Below are 15,886 nucleotides of genomic sequence, written 5' to 3'. Positions count from 1 at the left end.
CTATTCTTTCTTCTCGCTCTCTTCCTCTTCGGGAACCGACTTGCTGGCGGTTAACAGGAACGGCGACTGCTGCCAGCGGGTGCGTTTGCCCTGGAGCAGCGTGCGCGCCAGTACCACGCCAATCGCCAGCGAGAGCAGCAGCATCAGGCGCAAAATATTGGTGGTGTTATCCACCTGTTTGGCTTCGGTTGGCAGGGTGTGGGTGTCGAGTGTCAGACGTAAATAGCCGAGCGGACCATTCTTGCCCTGAATGGGTTCGACGATTTGTTGGTTGAAGTAACCACCGGCTTTTTTGCCATCCAGCGCCAGCCTGTCGCGCACGTCGACATGCTCACCCGCGCGGGCAATCAGGTCGCCCTGTTCATCGTACACGCCTGCATCCAGAATGCGGCTGTTTTCCGTAAGCTGGCGCAATACCTGGGCTATTCGCTTATCATCCGGCGTTTCGGTGCGCATAGACGGCGCAACGTTGAGCGTCACCTGGCGCGCCAGCGTCCGGGCCAGTTCCTCAAACTGCGGGTTACGCTGTCGTTGGTGATTCTGGCTAAACCAGGATGCCCCCTGCATCAGCGCCACTAATAGTGCGAGACAGATCAGGACAATCACGGCGCGATGAAGCCGGAATTTCAGTTTTGCGCGAGCCATATTCCACCTGCTTAAAATTTACGGCTTAATGTTGCCAGAAGTGATGGTTACAGGGTAGCCTCATGCGTTATTTTCCCTCTGGAACCTTCCGGCGCGAACGAAATTACAGGAGCTTCAATGCCGAACATTACCTGGTGCGACCTGCCAACGGATGTCTCTTTATGGCCAGGATTGCCGCTCTCTTTAAGTGGCGATGAGGTGATGCCTCTCGATTACCACGCTGGCCGTAGCGGCTGGCTGCTGTACGGACGCGGCCTGGATAAGCAACGCCTCACCCAGTATCAAACCAAACTGGGCGCAGCGATGGTCATCGTTGCGGCCTGGTGCGTGGAAGATTATCAGGTTATTCGCCTGGCGGGTTCCCTGACGCAGCGCGCCACGCGTCTGGCGCACGACGCCGGGCTGGACGTTGCCCCCCTCGGCAAAATTCCGCACCTGAAAACGCCCGGCCTGCTGGTAATGGACATGGACTCCACCGCCATTCAGATCGAATGTATTGACGAGATTGCTAAACTGGCGGGCAGCGGCGAGCTGGTGGCGGAAGTCACCGAGCGCGCGATGCGCGGCGAGCTGGATTTCACCGCCAGCCTGAGACAGCGCGTGGCGACCCTGAAGGGGGCCGATGCTAACATTTTGCGTCAGGTGCGCGATGAACTGCCCCTGATGCCTGGGCTGACGCAGCTGGTGCTCAAGCTGGAGACGCTCGGCTGGAAAGTGGCGATTGCCTCCGGCGGGTTCACCTTCTTTGCCGACTACCTGCGTGACAAGCTGCGTCTGACCACCGTGGTGGCAAACGAGCTGGAGATCATGGACGGCAAACTCACCGGACAGGTCATCGGCGACATCGTGGATGCGCAGTACAAAGCCAATACGCTGACGCGTCTGGCGGAGAAATATGCCATTCCGGTCGAGCAGACCGTCGCCATCGGCGATGGCGCGAACGATCTGCCGATGATCAAAGTTGCCGGGCTGGGTATTGCCTACCATGCCAAGCCGAAAGTGAATGAAAAGACGGAAGTCACTATCCGTCATGCTGATCTGATGGGGGTGTTCTGTATTCTCTCCGGCAGCATTAATCAAAAATAGCGGCCTGCTTTTGTAGGCCGGGTAAGCGTCAGCGCCACCCGGCGCGCAGACCGCACAGAAATAACGAGGTAAACCGTGGCGAAAGCTCCAAAACGCGCATTTGTCTGTAATGAATGTGGTGCGGATTATCCGCGCTGGCAGGGGCAATGCAGCGCCTGTCATGCCTGGAACACCATCACCGAAGTGCGTGGTGTGGCGGCTTCGCCGAGCGTGGCCCGCAATGAACGGCTGAGCGGCTATGCGGGCAATGCAGGCGTGTCGAAGGTACAAAAACTTTCGGATATCAGCCTGGAAGCGCTGCCGCGCTTTTCCACCGGATTCAAAGAATTTGACCGCGTGCTCGGCGGTGGCGTAGTGCCGGGCAGCGCCATTCTGATCGGCGGTAACCCGGGCGCGGGTAAATCGACCCTGCTGCTGCAAACGCTCTGCAAGCTAGCCGAACAGATGAAAACCCTGTACGTCACGGGGGAAGAATCACTTCAGCAGGTGGCGATGCGCGCGCACCGCCTCGGCCTGCCGACCGGCAATCTGAATATGCTTTCGGAAACCAGCATCGAGCAGATCTGCATGATCGCCGAAGAAGAGCAGCCGAAGCTGATGGTGATTGACTCCATTCAGGTGATGCATATGGCTGACATTCAGTCGTCACCGGGAAGCGTGGCGCAGGTGCGTGAAACCGCGGCCTACCTGACGCGCTTTGCCAAAACGCGCGGCGTGGCGATTGTGATGGTTGGTCATGTGACCAAAGACGGCTCGCTGGCGGGACCGAAAGTGCTTGAACACTGTATCGACTGCTCGGTGATGCTCGATGGCGATGCGGATTCCCGTTTTCGTACCCTGCGCAGCCATAAAAACCGCTTTGGCGCGGTGAATGAGCTGGGCGTGTTTGCCATGACCGAGCAGGGGCTTCGCGAAGTCAGCAACCCGTCGGCCATCTTCCTGAGCCGTGGCGACGAGATCACGTCCGGTAGTTCGGTGATGGTGCTGTGGGAGGGGACGCGTCCGCTGCTGGTTGAAATTCAGGCGCTGGTGGATCAATCGATGATGGGCAACCCGCGGCGCGTGGCGGTCGGTCTGGAACAGAACCGCCTGGCGATCCTGCTGGCGGTGCTGCACCGTCACGGCGGTCTGCAAATGGCGGATCAGGATGTGTTCGTCAACGTGGTTGGTGGGGTGAAGGTTACGGAAACCAGCGCGGACCTGGCGCTGCTGCTGGCAATGGTCTCCAGCCTGCGCGACAGACCGTTGCCGCAGGATCTGGTGGTATTTGGTGAGGTAGGGTTGGCCGGCGAGATCCGCCCGGTGCCGAGCGGTCAGGAGCGTATCTCCGAAGCGGCAAAACATGGCTTCCGCCGCGCGATTGTTCCGGCCGCCAACGTGCCGAAAAAAATTCCGGAAGGGATGCAGGTTTTTGGCGTTAAAAAACTTGCAGATGCGTTAAATGTCTTTGACGACTTATAATTACGTATTCGATTTTGCAGGAGGCACCGTAATTTATGTCATCATTTGACTACATCAAGACCGCTATCCGCCAGAAGGGCTGCACGTTGCAGCAGGTGGCGGACGCCAGCGGCATGACCAAGGGCTACCTGAGCCAACTGCTGAACGCCAAAATCAAAAGCCCCAGCGCGCAGAAGCTGGAAGCGCTGCACCGTTTTCTGGGGCTTGAATTTCCGCGGATGCAAAAGAACATTGGCGTGGTGTTCGGTAAGTTCTACCCGCTGCATACCGGGCATATCTATCTGATCCAGCGCGCCTGTAGCCAGGTCGACGAGCTGCATATCATCATGGGTTATGATGAAACCCGCGATCGCCAGCTGTTTGAAGACAGCGCCATGTCGCAGCAGCCCACCGTGCCGGACCGCCTGCGCTGGCTGCTTCAGACCTTTAAGTACCAGAAAAATATACGCATTCATGCTTTTAACGAAGAGGGCATGGAACCGTACCCGCACGGCTGGGACGTGTGGAGCAACGGCATCAAAGCGTTTATGGAAGAGAAGGGCATTGCGCCTAACTGGATCTACACCTCTGAAGAGTCCGACGCGCCGCAGTTCCGCGAGCATCTGGACATTGAGACGGTGCTGATCGATCCTAAACGCACCTTCATGAACATCAGCGGGGCGCAGATCCGCGAGAACCCGTTCCGTTACTGGGACTACATCCCGACCGAGGTGAAGCCGTTCTTCGTGCGTACGGTGGCGATCCTCGGCGGCGAGTCGAGCGGGAAATCGACGCTGGTAAATAAGCTGGCTAACATCTTCAATACCACCAGTGCGTGGGAGTATGGCCGCGATTACGTCTTCTCACACCTTGGCGGCGACGAGATGGCGTTGCAGTATTCCGACTACGATAAAATCGCGCTCGGTCATGCCCAGTACATTGATTTTGCGGTGAAATACGCCAATAAAGTCGCCTTTATTGATACCGATTTCGTCACCACGCAGGCGTTCTGCAAAAAGTACGAAGGGCGCGAGCACCCGTTTGTGCAGGCGCTGATTGACGAATACCGCTTTGACCTGGTGATCCTGCTGGAAAACAATACCCCGTGGGTGGCCGACGGCATGCGCAGCCTGGGCAGCTCGGTGGACAGGCGGGAGTTCCAGACCATGCTGGTAGAGATGCTTAACGAGAACAACGTTGAGTTTGTACATGTGGAAGAGTCGGACTACGACTCCCGCTTCCTGCGCTGCGTCGAGCTGGTGAAGGAGATGATGGGGGAGCAGGGTTAATAACTTCCCCTCTCCCACCAGGAGAGGGGGCTTTAATCGCCCTCTCCCTTTGGGAGAGGGCCGGGGTGAGGGAATCAGCCCACACTCAATACTCAACCACCACCTTCCCACGCATATGCCCCTCCAGCACCCTGCGGTGCGCTTCGGTAATGCTTTCCACGCTTAGCCCGTGCAGCGTTTCGCTGAGCGAGCTTTCCACCACGCCGTTATCCACCAGCTTCGCCACCTCATCTAAAATCTCACCCTGACGCGCCATATCCGTGGTCTGGTACATGCTACGGGTGTACATAAATTCCCAGTGCAGGGCGGCAGATTTGGACTTCAGCTTGTCCTGGTTCAGCGGATGCGCGTTTTCAACGATGGAACAAATGTCTCCCTGAGGGGCAATCAGATCGCTGACCGCATCCCAGTGCCCGTCGGTATCGTTGAGGATAAAAATGTAATCCACAAAGGTGAGCCCCTGTTTCGCCAGTTCTCCCTTCAGGTCGCGGTAATTTACGACAATGTCAGCCCCGCGATCGCGACACCACCGGGCGGAATCTTCTCGTGAAGCGGTTGCGACGATCTTCACCTTGCTGTTGTGCTTCGCAAACGGGATCGCCAGCGATCCGACTCCACCCGCGCCGCCAATTATCAGCAGCGTTTTATCTGCGTCGGCATCCTGAATCTTCAGCCGTTCAAACAGGCCTTCCCACGCGGTGAGCGCCGTCAGCGGCAATGCAGCCGCGGCGGCCCAGTCAAGGCTTGCAGGCTTGTGCCCGACAATGCGCGCATCGATCAGCTGGTGCGTGGTATTACTGCCCGGACGGGTGATATCCCCCGCGTACCACACTTCGTCACCCGGTTTGAATCCGGTGACGCCAGCCCCAACGGCTTGTACGATACCGCTGGCATCCCACCCGAGAATGCGCGGCTCCTTCAGGCCGCTTTTGGCAATGCCTGCATGTACCTTGGTGTCCACTGGGTTTACGGAGACGGCTTTTACCTCCACCAGCAGATCGTGTTCACCGGGCTGCGGCATCGGCGGAGTGATTTCAACGAAGGTGGACGGATTTTCCGGGTTAACGGCAATGGCTTTCACTGACATGGTGTGCTCCTCAATGGCATGCGTTTTGTTGAGGCTAGTCTATTAAGTGGTCAGCTGCATGATAAGATGGACAATCCAGAACTCAGCGTTCGTACAGGGTGAACAATCATGTTTAAACAGCTTCAGGATATGGCGCTGTTTGCGCTGGTAGCCGAGATGGGCAGCTTTACCGCGGCGGCGCAGAAGGCGGAACTGCCGAAATCCAGTGTCAGCCAGCGGATTAGCCAGCTGGAGCAGCAGGTGGGGATCCGTCTGTTGAATCGCACCACGCGCAGGATCAGCCTGACGTTTGCAGGCGAGCACTATCTGGTGCACTGTCGCGAGATGCTGGCGGCCAGCGAGCGCGCGGAGTATGCCATTCAGCGGCTGCGCGAAAACCCCAGTGGGCGGCTGCGGATCACCTGTCCGGCGGGAATTGGCGCGACGCTGCTGGCGCATATGAATGCCGAGTTCCAGCTTCGCTATCCGGACGTGTCGCTGGATGTGTCGATCTCAGACGACGTGGTGGATCTGGTCGAGTCTGGCTTTGACGTGGCGCTGCGCACCGGCAAACCGCAGGATTCTTCCCTGATTGGCCGCATGATTGGGCACTGTCCGCGCTACATGCTGGCCTCGCCCCACTACCTGGCGCGTCGGGCGCCGTTAATCCATCCCCGACAGCTGGTGGAGCACCGCTGCATTACGCACCGGGCATGGTCGGAGTGGCTTCTGCGAAGCGAGAGTGAGGATTATCGGTATCTGCCGGATAACGCCCATATGACCGATAACCTGGTGTACGCCCGGGAATGCGCCATTGCCGGGGCGGGGATCACGCTGTTACCCGCATTCCTGCTGGAAGATAAGATCGAAAAGGGCGCGCTGGTGAAGGTGCTGTCGGCGTGGAGCGTTGAGGGAAACGATCTCTGGCTGGCCTACCCGAGCCGTAAGCTCAATTCGCCTGCGCTGATGAGCTATATCGACTTTGCGATGCAGTTTGATGAGGTGAAGCGGTATTACGTGGGCAAATAAAAAAGCCGGGTGGCGGCTTCGCCTTACCCGGCCTACACACTGTGCGGCCTGATGCCCTCACCCTGGCCCTCTCCCACGGGGAGAGGTTACAAACATAAAAAACGGCAACCGAAGTTGCCGTTTTGCTTTTATTTCGCAATACGCTTGTACTTAATACGCTTCGGCTCCAGCGCGTCTGCGCCCAGCGTGCGTTTCTTGTACTCTTCGTATTCGGTGAAGTTACCTTCGAAGAACTCCACCTTACCTTCGTCCTGGTAGTCCAGGATGTGGGTTGCGATGCGGTCCAGGAACCAGCGGTCGTGCGAGATAACCATCGCGCAGCCCGGGAACTCCAGCAGGGCGTTTTCCAGCGCGCGCAGGGTTTCGATGTCCAGGTCGTTGGTAGGTTCATCAAGCAGCAGAACGTTGCCGCCAACCTGGAGCAGTTTTGCCAGGTGCAGACGACCGCGCTCACCGCCGGACAGCTCGCCCACGCGTTTGCCCTGGTCAGTGCCCTTAAAGTTAAAGCGGCCAACGTAAGCGCGGCTTGGCATCTCGGTGTTGCCGATACGCATGATATCCAGACCGCCGGAAACCTCTTCCCACACGGTTTTGCTGTTATCCATTGCGTCGCGGAACTGGTCCACGGAAGCCAGCTTCACGGTTTCACCCAGGGTGATAGAGCCGCTGTCAGGCTGTTCCTGACCGGACATCATGCGGAACAGGGTTGATTTACCTGCGCCGTTCGGACCGATGATGCCAACGATAGCGCCTTTCGGCACGGAGAAGGTCAGGTCGTCGATCAGCAGACGGTCGCCGTAGGACTTACGCAGGTTGGTCACTTCAACCACTTTATCCCCCAGACGTGCGCCAGGTGGAATAAACAGTTCGTTGGTTTCGTTACGTTTCTGGTATTCAGTGTTATTCAGCTCTTCGAAGCGTGCCAGACGGGCTTTGCCCTTGGACTGACGGCCTTTCGCGCCCTGACGCACCCACTCCAGCTCTTTCTCGATAGACTTACGACGCGCCGCTTCCTGAGATGCTTCCTGCGCCAGACGCTGATCTTTCTGCTCCAGCCAGGAGGAGTAGTTGCCTTCCCACGGAATACCTTCGCCGCGGTCCAGCTCCAGGATCCAGCCTGCCACGTTATCAAGGAAGTAACGGTCGTGGGTAATCGCCACCACGGTGCCTTCGAAGTCGTGCAGGAAGCGCTCCAGCCACGCCACGGATTCCGCATCCAGGTGGTTGGTAGGTTCGTCGAGCAGCAGCATGTCTGGTTTTTCCAGCAGCAGGCGGCACAGCGCCACGCGACGGCGTTCACCACCGGACAGGTTAGCGATTTTCGCATCCCAGTCTGGCAGACGCAGGGCATCGGCCGCGCGCTCCAGCTGCACGTTCAGGTTGTGACCGTCGTGCGCCTGGATAATCTCTTCATATTTGCCCTGCTGAGCGGCCAGTTTGTCGAAGTCCGCATCCGGCTCGGCGTATTTGGCATACACTTCATCCAGACCTTTCAGGGCGTTAACCACCTCGGATACCGCTTCTTCAACGGATTCACGCACGGTGTGTTCCGGGTTCAGCTGAGGTTCCTGCGGCAGGTAGCCGATCTTAATGCCAGGCTGCGGACGGGCTTCACCTTCGATGTCTGTATCGATGCCGGCCATGATGCGCAGCAGGGTGGACTTACCGGCACCGTTGAGACCCAGAACACCGATTTTTGCGCCCGGGAAGAAGCTCAGCGAGATATTTTTAAGAATATGACGTTTCGGCGGGACAACTTTGCCGACACGATGCATGGTATAAACGAATTGAGCCACGTTGGACTTCGCCTCTTTTATCGTGATGAGAATGAATTTCAGCCTCGAAGTGTAGCCTTTTTCACGCCCTAATCCCAGCCAGGAACGTCGGGAGTGTTAAAACGCGCAAGAAAGGTAAAAAAGTGTCCATGACGTGGCGCGTTGTGGGATGCCTGGTTAGCATAAGTTGATGTAACTTTGACGTGGCAAGACGCTGCAACTGACGAAAAACAATGAGGAAGAGCTTGTGGAAAAAGCCAAACGGGTGGTCTGGCGTCTGCTGGCTGCCAGCGTATGCGTAATGGCGGTAAGCCAGGCGGTGCATGCCGATTCACTGGATGAACAACGTAACCGCTATGCCCAGATTAAACAGGCATGGGACAACAAGCAGATGGATACCGTGCAGGCGCTGATGCCGACGCTGAAGGATTATCCGCTGTATCCGTATCTTGAGTATCGTCAGATCACGGACGATCTCATGAATCAACCGACCGTCACCGTGAATAACTTCATTCAGGCGAACCCGACCCTGCCGCCTGCGCGCACCCTGAAGTCCCGGTTTGTGAACGAGCTGGCCCGTCGCGAAGACTGGCGCGGCCTGCTGGCTTTCAGCCCGGATAAACCGGGCGCGACGGAAGCGCAGTGTAATTACTATTATGCGAAATGGGCGACCGGTCAGCAGGAGGAAGCCTGGACCGGCGCGAAAGAGCTGTGGCTGACGGGCAAAAGCCAGCCAAACGCCTGTGACCCGCTGTTCAGCGCCTGGCGCGCCTCGGGCAAGCAGGATCCGCTCTCTTACCTGGAACGTATTCGCCTGGCGATGAAGGCCGGAAACACCCGGCTGGTCACCGTGCTGGCGGGCCAGATGCCCGCAGATTATCAGACCATTGCGTCTGCCGTTATCAGTCTGGCAAACGATCCCAATACTGTGCTGACGTTTGCGCGTACCACCGGCGCGACCGATTTTACCCGCCAGATGGCGGCGGTGGCCTTTGCCAGCGTGGCGCGCGATGATGTGGAAAACGCCCGGCTGATGATCCCGCAGCTGGTGCAGGCCCAGCAGCTTAATGACGATCAAACCCAGGAGCTGCGCGATATCGTGGCATGGCGACTGATGGGGACAGATGTCACCGACGAACAGGCGCGCTGGCGTGATGATGCGGTGATGCGTTCAAACTCTGTCTCGCTGGTGGAGCGTCGCGTGCGCATGGCACTGGGAACGGGCGATCGTCGCGGCCTCAATACCTGGCTGGCGCGTCTGCCGATGGATGCCAAAGAGAAAGATGAATGGCGTTACTGGCAGGCGGACATGCTGCTGGAACGTGGTCGTGAAGATGAAGCCAAAGAGATCCTCCACTCCCTGATGCAGCAGCGTGGATTCTACCCGATGGCGGCGGCGCAGCGTCTGGGCGAGGAGTACACCCTGAAGATCGACAAAGCGCCAGCCAACGCGAACCCGGCGCTGACGCAGGGGCCGGAAATGGCGCGCGTGCGCGAGCTGATGTACTGGAATCTGGATAATACCGCGCGCAGCGAATGGGCGAATCTGGTCACCAGCCGTACCACCGATGAGAAAGCGCAGCTTGCCCGCTATGCATTTGATAATCGCTGGTGGGATCTGAGCGTGCAGGCGACGATCGCCGGCAAACTGTGGGATCATCTCGAAGAGCGTTTCCCGCTGGCTTATAAGGATCTGTTCGATCGCTACACCAGCGGCAAAGATATTCCGCAAAGCTACGCGATGGCCATTGCCCGTCAGGAGAGCGCCTGGAACCCGAAAGTGCGTTCTCCGGTGGGTGCCAGCGGCCTGATGCAGATTATGCCGGGTACCGCGACGCACACGGTGAAGATGTTTAATATTCCAGGCTACAGCAGCCCGTCCCAGCTGCTGGATCCGGAGACTAACATCAACATCGGTACCAGCTACTTGCAGTACGTCTATCAGCAGTTCGGTAATAACCGTATCTTCGCGTCAGCGGCGTACAACGCCGGGCCTGGCCGCGTGCGGACATGGCTTGGCAACAGCGCAGGGCGCATCGACGCCGTGGCGTTTGTCGAGAGCATTCCGTTCTCGGAAACGCGCGGCTATGTGAAGAATGTGCTGGCTTATGACGCCTACTATCGCTACTTCATGGGGCAGAAAGATACCCTGATGAGCGATGCCGAGTGGCAGAGACGTTACTGATCGGCGCGGGTTGTGTTATGCTGTACTCGCTAATGAGTACAAGAGGCAGCATAACATGACCCAGCATTCCCCGTATTCCTCGGCCATGGCCGAACAGCGTCATCAGGAGTGGCTTCGTTTTGTGGAGTTGCTCCGCCAGTCTTACGACAAAGATCTGCATTTACCGTTGCTACAGCTGATGCTGACGCCCGATGAACGCGAAGCGCTGGGCACGCGGGTACGCATTATTGAGGAACTGCTGCGCGGCGAAATGAGCCAGCGCGAGCTGAAAAACGAGCTGGGCGCGGGCATCGCGACCATCACCCGTGGTTCAAACAGCCTGAAGTCGGCGCCGGTTGAACTGCGTCAGTGGCTGGAAGCGGTATTGCTGAAAAACGCCGGATGACGGCTTCGCCTTATCCGGCCTGCAAACTTAACGATAAATCGCGTTATGGAACGGACTTAACGCCAGAATAACGGCCTGGTGGTAAACGCCTGAACGCGTAAGCTTGCCACCCGTAAAGACGCCAATCGCCCCCTCTTTACGACCAATTTCATCAATGCCGGTGTAGTGCGACATTACCGGCCCCAGCGCCTCACCCGCGCGGACTTTCTCCAGTATGACTTCCGGCAGCGGCAGCGTGGCAGAACGCGCTTCGCCGCGCTGCTCACGGCTTTCGATGACAACCCAGCTGAAGGTCGCCCCTTCGTCGATGCCTGCTTCAATCGCGACCCAGAAGTCAGCGTCTGGCGCGGCGGCTTTTGCATTCGCCACGCGATTTCGTGCGCCAGCGCGTGTTTCCTCGCTGCCAAACGGCTGTTCCGGCACACCGCTCTCGACGCCGACGGCGTCAATATGGCAGGATCCTTCGCCGAAGATCTCTTCAAATGCCCTTAGAATTGCCTGAATTTTGGCAGGATTGGTGGTAGCAGAGACAACATGGTGCATAATTAAGCTCGATTTAAAAAATTCATCGCAGTATAACGGAAAAAAAGCATGTTACAGGTATACCTTGTTCGCCACGGTGAAACGCAGTGGAACGCCGAGCGACGTATTCAAGGCCAGTCAGACAGTCCTCTCACCGACAAAGGTGTGCAGCAAGCGTGGCAGGTGGCGGAGCGCGCCAGAACGCTGGGTATCACTCACGTCATCTCCAGTGATTTAGGCCGCACGCAGCAGACGGCACGCATCATCGCCGATGCCTGTGGCTGCGACGTGACCCTCGAACCGCGTCTGCGCGAGCTGGATATGGGCGTGCTGGAAAAACGTCCTATCGATACGCTGACGGAAACCGAAGAAGGCTGGCGTCGCACGCTGGTGAACGGCACTGAAGATGGTCGCATCCCTGAAGGGGAATCCATGCAGGAGCTGAGCGTGCGCATGCATGCCGCGCTGGCCGAGTGCCTGAAACTCCCGGCAGGTAGCCGACCGCTGCTGGTAAGCCACGGTATCGCGCTGGGTTGCCTGGTGAGCACCATTCTGGGACTGCCGGCTTACGCCGAACGCCGTTTGCGTCTGCGCAACTGTTCCATTTCCCGTATCGACTATCAGGAAAGTGCCTGGCTGGCATCGGGGTGGGTAGTTGAGATGGCAGGGGACATTTCGCATCTTGATGCCCCTGCACTGGATGAGTTGCAGCGTTAACGACGTACCGGAATCAGGAATTCCATACGCAGATTGATAGGGCCTTCTTCCGGTTTAGCATCTTGCGCCGGATAGTAGCGCTCAATGTCCTGACCTTTACGGCGATTCAGATTCAGCATCGGCATGCAGGTCCCGTAAACGGTCAGGATGAACTCCTGAACGCCCGTTCCTAAACCTTCGTATGAGAACATCACATACTCGCCGCCTTCCAGCACGACAGGCTTCGAGCCATGAATGTAACCGTTCGCCATGTCAGGCGTCAGCGCCGTGGTATAGAACACCTCCTGCTCGTCGTCTTTTTCCTGGCTGGGATGCGTTTCGTTCAGGCCATACAGAATCGGCGGGAGCGCCGGAGCATGGCTTAAAAATTCGCGCCAGAACTGAACGCGCATCTGATGGCGGAACTCGGAGATCTGCTCCAGGGAACAGGAGTAGCTCTGCGTGGTGCCGACCAGGTGCGTTTCCGGCAGGGTGATGATTTCATATTTTGGCATCGCAAACTCGCCCAGACGCAGCGGCGGACGCATACCAAAGGAACTCCAGTCCGGCGAGCGGCGATAAAGCGCTGGCGTTAACGAGAACTGTTTTTTAAAGGCGCGGGTGAAGGTTTGCTGTGAATCGAAGCGATATTGCAGGGCAATATCCAGGATTGGTCGCGCGGTCAGGCGCAACGCGACAGCAGACTTTGATAAACGACGTGCGCGAATATAGGCACCGATAGCATGACCGGTGACATCCTTGAACATCCTTTGCAGATGCCACTTGGAATAGCCTGCTTTTGCCGCCACATTATCCAGTGACAAAGGCTGGTCGAGATGACCTTCCAGCCAGGTGAGCAGGTCGCGAATAATTCCAGCCTGATCCATATACTATCCTCATCCTTAAAACTGCCGCAGGTGCCTGTTTACAGGTTAGCGGATAATAGCATTTTTTGACGTTTTAGCATTCAGTGTTTTTTTTGCGCATAAATGCTTTTTGTAGTGATTTATGTGCGGATATATTCTAATGCTGTGATCTTGCTACATTTTTATCTAACCTGTTGAATAATCGCTCAGCGTAATTTTTATGAATGGTAACAATATGAAATACAAGGTTTTAGTCTTTACAGCACTGGCGCTGATGGCAGGGCGCGTGGCACAGGCGGAGCAAATTGGCTCCGTGGATACTGTGTTTAAAATGTTTGGGCCGGACCACAAAATTGTGGTGGAAGCCTTTGACGATCCGGACGTTAAGAACGTCACCTGCTATGTCAGCCGGGCAAAGACCGGCGGGATTAAAGGCGGCCTGGGGCTGGCTGAAGACACGTCTGACGCGGCCATCTCCTGCCAGCAGGTTGGCCCGGTGGAATTGAGTGACAAAATCAAAAACGGCAAAGCGCAGGGCGACGTCGTATTCCAGAAACGGACCTCGCTGGTGTTCAAAAAGCTACAGGTGGTCCGTTTTTATGACGCGAAGCGTAACACCCTGGCTTATCTGGCTTATTCCGACAAAGTCGTGGACGGCTCACCGAAAAACGCGATAAGCGCGGTACCGATTATGCCGTGGCATTGATAAAAAAAACGGCGCAAATGCGCCGTTTTTTACTGCGTGACGGGAGAATTACTCCTGGAGGTCACCGCAGAAACGATAGCCTTCACCATGGATCGTGGCGATGATTTCCGGCGTATCCGGCGTAGATTCGAAGTGCTTACGAATACGACGGATGGTTACGTCAACGGTACGATCGTGTGGCTTCAACTCACGACCGGTCATTTTCTTCAGCAGTTCTGCACGGGACTGGATCTTGCCCGGGTTCTCGCAGAAGTGCAGCATCGCGCGGAATTCACTGCGCGGCAGTTTGTACTGCTCACCGTTCGGGCTAATCAGCGAACGGCTATTGATATCAAGTTCCCAGCCGTTGAATTTGTAGCTGTCGACGCTACGACGCTCTTCACTTACCGTACCCAGATTCATGGTGCGGGACAGCAGGTTGCGTGCACGAATGGTTAACTCGCGAGGGTTGAACGGCTTGGTGATGTAGTCATCCGCGCCGATTTCCAGACCAAGAATTTTATCAACCTCGTTGTCACGGCCCGTCAGGAACATCAACGCGACGTTCGCCTGTTCACGCAGTTCGCGCGCCAGAAGAAGCCCGTTTTTGCCCGGCAGGTTGATATCCATAATCACCAGGTTGATATCATTTTCAGAAAGGATCTGATGCATCTCTGCGCCATCGGTCGCTTCAAAGACATCGTAGCCTTCTGCTTCGAAAATGCTCTTTAACGTGTTGCGTGTTACCAACTCGTCTTCAACGATAAGAATGTGCGGGGTCTGCATGTTTGCTACCTAAATTGCCAACTAAATCGAAACAGGAAGTACAAAAGTCCCTGACCTGCCTGATGCATGTCGCAAATTAACATGATCGGCTTAACGTGACTAAAGTACGTAATTGCGTTCTTGATGCACTTTCCATCAACGTCAACAACATCATTAGCTTGGTCGTGGGTACTTTCCCTTTGGACCCGACAGTGTCAAAAACGGCTGTCATCCTAACCATTTTAACAGCAACATAACAGGCTAAGTGACACCGGACACCCAATAAAACTACGCTTCGTTGACATATATCAAGTTCAATTGTAGCACGTTAACAGTTTGATGAAATCATCGTAGCTGAATGCTAGCCTTTGTCACAATTTTTCAATAAACCAACTAGTTGCGGACATTGATTGATAAACGGTACGAATCCAATCAGAAAAGAGTATTCATATGGTCATTATCATTACAAAACATAAGGATAATGGACTTCTGTTAACATTCTAACTGATTGTTCAGCCACAAAATAGTTTAGCTTTTTTTAATTGTTATGAAACGCTATTTCGGTGATTTGTGTTGCAAAATTGTAAATTCGTGCTGCGTAATATGTTGAACTGAATCACATTTTTACCTGCTAACTGATTAAAAAGAGAGCGTAAATGCATCTGTCGATTGTGCTGGTGGCACCAGCAAGAGCTGAAAATATTGGCGCTGCGGCGCGTGCCATGAAGACTATGGGTTTTACCGATTTGCGTATTGTGGACAGCACGGCGCATCTGGAGCCTGGTGCGCGCTGGGTGGCGCACGGTTCGGGTGATATTCTCGATAATATAACCACTTACGCTACGCTCGCCGACGCACTCCACGATATTTCGTTTACCGTCGCGACGACCGCGCGCAGCCGGGCGAAGTTTCACTATTACGCCACGCCTGCTGAACTGGTGCCGATGCTGGAAGAGAAAAGCCAGTGGCTGGAGAAAGCCGCGCTGGTGTTTGGGCGAGAAGATTCCGGGCTGACTAACGAAGAGCTGGAGCTGGCTGACGTGCTGACGGGCGCGCCGATGGTGGCGGATTATCCGTCACTCAATCTGGGGCAGGCGGTGATGGTCTATTGCTATCAATTAGCATCCTTAATACAAATTTCTCAGCCACCGGTGACAGTTTCGGATGAAAACCAGCTGGCGGCACTGCGTGTTCGTGCAGATAAGCTTCTTGAGCAGTTGGGCGTCGCTGACGATCAAAAAATGGTGGACTGGTTACAGCAGCGCCTGGGGCGTCTTGAGCAGCGCGACACGGCAATGCTGCACCGATTGCTTCATGATATTGAAAAAAAAATTAGCCGAGTAAAATAGTGTCATAGGTTTTTATTATGGCCGATCCTGCTGATGTCTGGGGTTGCATCTGGGGTATTCCGATGAAAATAAATCTGCCCGCAGCGGGACGTGAGAATATCTC

Annotated in this window: 16 protein-coding genes; 10 read left to right on the top strand and 6 right to left on the bottom strand. The window is 56.0% G+C overall.

Annotation, left to right across the window (positions count from 1 at the left end; translation table 11 throughout):
* A complete protein-coding gene (locus ACOTY5_RS14240; RefSeq protein WP_015572615.1) occupies positions 1-645 on the bottom strand; it encodes a YtjB family periplasmic protein in 645 nt (214 codons plus the stop codon).
* Between the two features lie 117 nt (positions 646-762).
* On the opposite strand from ACOTY5_RS14240, the gene serB reads away from it, so the two are divergent.
* From serB to nadR, 3 genes are all read left to right on the top strand, one after another.
* Positions 763-1,731 carry a phosphoserine phosphatase gene (serB, locus tag ACOTY5_RS14235; RefSeq protein ID WP_003856524.1) on the top strand — a complete coding sequence of 323 codons (969 nt, stop codon included), beginning with the start codon at positions 763-765 and terminating at the stop codon, positions 1,729-1,731.
* 75 nt (positions 1,732-1,806) lie between these two features.
* Positions 1,807-3,192 (top strand): DNA repair protein RadA, encoded by a 1,386-nt coding sequence (radA, locus tag ACOTY5_RS14230; protein WP_017383829.1) that lies wholly within the window; start codon positions 1,807-1,809, stop codon positions 3,190-3,192.
* 35 nt (positions 3,193-3,227) lie between these two features.
* Entirely contained in the window at positions 3,228-4,460 is a 1,233-nt protein-coding gene (nadR, locus tag ACOTY5_RS14225) for a multifunctional transcriptional regulator/nicotinamide-nucleotide adenylyltransferase/ribosylnicotinamide kinase NadR (protein ID WP_045141633.1), read from the top strand.
* 85 nt (positions 4,461-4,545) lie between these two features.
* Here nadR and ACOTY5_RS14220 read toward each other — a convergent pair whose 3' ends face one another.
* Entirely contained in the window at positions 4,546-5,547 is a 1,002-nt protein-coding gene (locus ACOTY5_RS14220; RefSeq protein WP_045141632.1) for a zinc-binding alcohol dehydrogenase family protein, read from the bottom strand.
* A 108-nt stretch (positions 5,548-5,655) separates the two neighbouring features.
* On the opposite strand from ACOTY5_RS14220, the gene ACOTY5_RS14215 reads away from it, so the two are divergent.
* The gene (locus ACOTY5_RS14215; RefSeq protein WP_045141631.1) at positions 5,656-6,555 is read left to right on the top strand and encodes a LysR family transcriptional regulator; all 900 of its coding nucleotides are present in this window, start codon (positions 5,656-5,658) and stop codon (positions 6,553-6,555) included.
* A 128-nt stretch (positions 6,556-6,683) separates the two neighbouring features.
* Here the strand turns inward: ACOTY5_RS14215 and ettA are convergent, their stop codons facing one another.
* On the bottom strand, positions 6,684-8,351 hold the full coding sequence (gene ettA / locus ACOTY5_RS14210; RefSeq protein WP_006810191.1) for an energy-dependent translational throttle protein EttA: 1,668 nt from the start codon (positions 8,349-8,351) through the stop codon (positions 6,684-6,686).
* Positions 8,352-8,577: 226 nt separating this feature from the next.
* Between ettA and sltY the strand changes: the two genes are divergently transcribed.
* Both sltY and trpR read left to right on the top strand, forming a co-directional pair.
* Positions 8,578-10,515 (top strand): murein transglycosylase, encoded by a 1,938-nt coding sequence (sltY, locus tag ACOTY5_RS14205; protein WP_017694548.1) that lies wholly within the window; start codon positions 8,578-8,580, stop codon positions 10,513-10,515.
* A gap of 55 nt (positions 10,516-10,570) precedes the next feature.
* Positions 10,571-10,900: a trp operon repressor gene (gene trpR / locus ACOTY5_RS14200; RefSeq protein WP_003856511.1), complete on the top strand. Its 330-nt coding sequence runs from the start codon at positions 10,571-10,573 to the stop codon at positions 10,898-10,900.
* Between the two features lie 27 nt (positions 10,901-10,927).
* Here the strand turns inward: trpR and yjjX are convergent, their stop codons facing one another.
* Positions 10,928-11,443, bottom strand: a complete 516-nt coding sequence (gene yjjX, locus ACOTY5_RS14195; RefSeq protein WP_015572619.1) for an inosine/xanthosine triphosphatase — start codon at positions 11,441-11,443, stop codon at positions 10,928-10,930.
* 48 nt (positions 11,444-11,491) lie between these two features.
* Between yjjX and gpmB the strand changes: the two genes are divergently transcribed.
* Positions 11,492-12,139, top strand: coding sequence for a 2,3-diphosphoglycerate-dependent phosphoglycerate mutase GpmB (gene gpmB / locus ACOTY5_RS14190; protein ID WP_006810187.1), 648 nt, complete (start codon positions 11,492-11,494; stop codon positions 12,137-12,139).
* On the opposite strand, the gene robA is transcribed toward gpmB, so the two are convergent.
* A complete protein-coding gene (robA, locus tag ACOTY5_RS14185; protein WP_015572620.1) occupies positions 12,136-13,005 on the bottom strand; it encodes an MDR efflux pump AcrAB transcriptional activator RobA in 870 nt (289 codons plus the stop codon). The genes gpmB and robA overlap by 4 nt on opposite strands.
* A gap of 214 nt (positions 13,006-13,219) precedes the next feature.
* Between robA and creA the strand changes: the two genes are divergently transcribed.
* Entirely contained in the window at positions 13,220-13,690 is a 471-nt protein-coding gene (gene creA, locus ACOTY5_RS14180; RefSeq protein WP_032103047.1) for a protein CreA, read from the top strand.
* Between the two features lie 48 nt (positions 13,691-13,738).
* Here the strand turns inward: creA and arcA are convergent, their stop codons facing one another.
* Positions 13,739-14,455 carry a two-component system response regulator ArcA gene (gene arcA / locus ACOTY5_RS14175; protein WP_003856501.1) on the bottom strand — a complete coding sequence of 239 codons (717 nt, stop codon included), beginning with the start codon at positions 14,453-14,455 and terminating at the stop codon, positions 13,739-13,741.
* Between the two features lie 95 nt (positions 14,456-14,550).
* Here arcA and yjjY point away from each other — a divergent pair, with 95 nt between their 5' ends.
* Both yjjY and ACOTY5_RS14165 read left to right on the top strand, forming a co-directional pair.
* Positions 14,551-14,691: a protein YjjY gene (gene yjjY, locus ACOTY5_RS14170; protein WP_001541509.1), complete on the top strand. Its 141-nt coding sequence runs from the start codon at positions 14,551-14,553 to the stop codon at positions 14,689-14,691.
* A 399-nt stretch (positions 14,692-15,090) separates the two neighbouring features.
* Positions 15,091-15,783 carry a tRNA/rRNA methyltransferase gene (locus ACOTY5_RS14165; RefSeq protein WP_421631943.1) on the top strand — a complete coding sequence of 231 codons (693 nt, stop codon included), beginning with the start codon at positions 15,091-15,093 and terminating at the stop codon, positions 15,781-15,783.
* Positions 15,784-15,886 lie beyond the last annotated feature (103 nt).

It is taken from the genome of Enterobacter cloacae complex sp. SHL018, assembly GCF_049237905.1.
In the GTDB taxonomy this organism is placed as follows: domain Bacteria; phylum Pseudomonadota; class Gammaproteobacteria; order Enterobacterales; family Enterobacteriaceae; genus Enterobacter; species Enterobacter hormaechei_C.
This window is presented reverse-complemented; position numbering and strand designations above follow the sequence as displayed.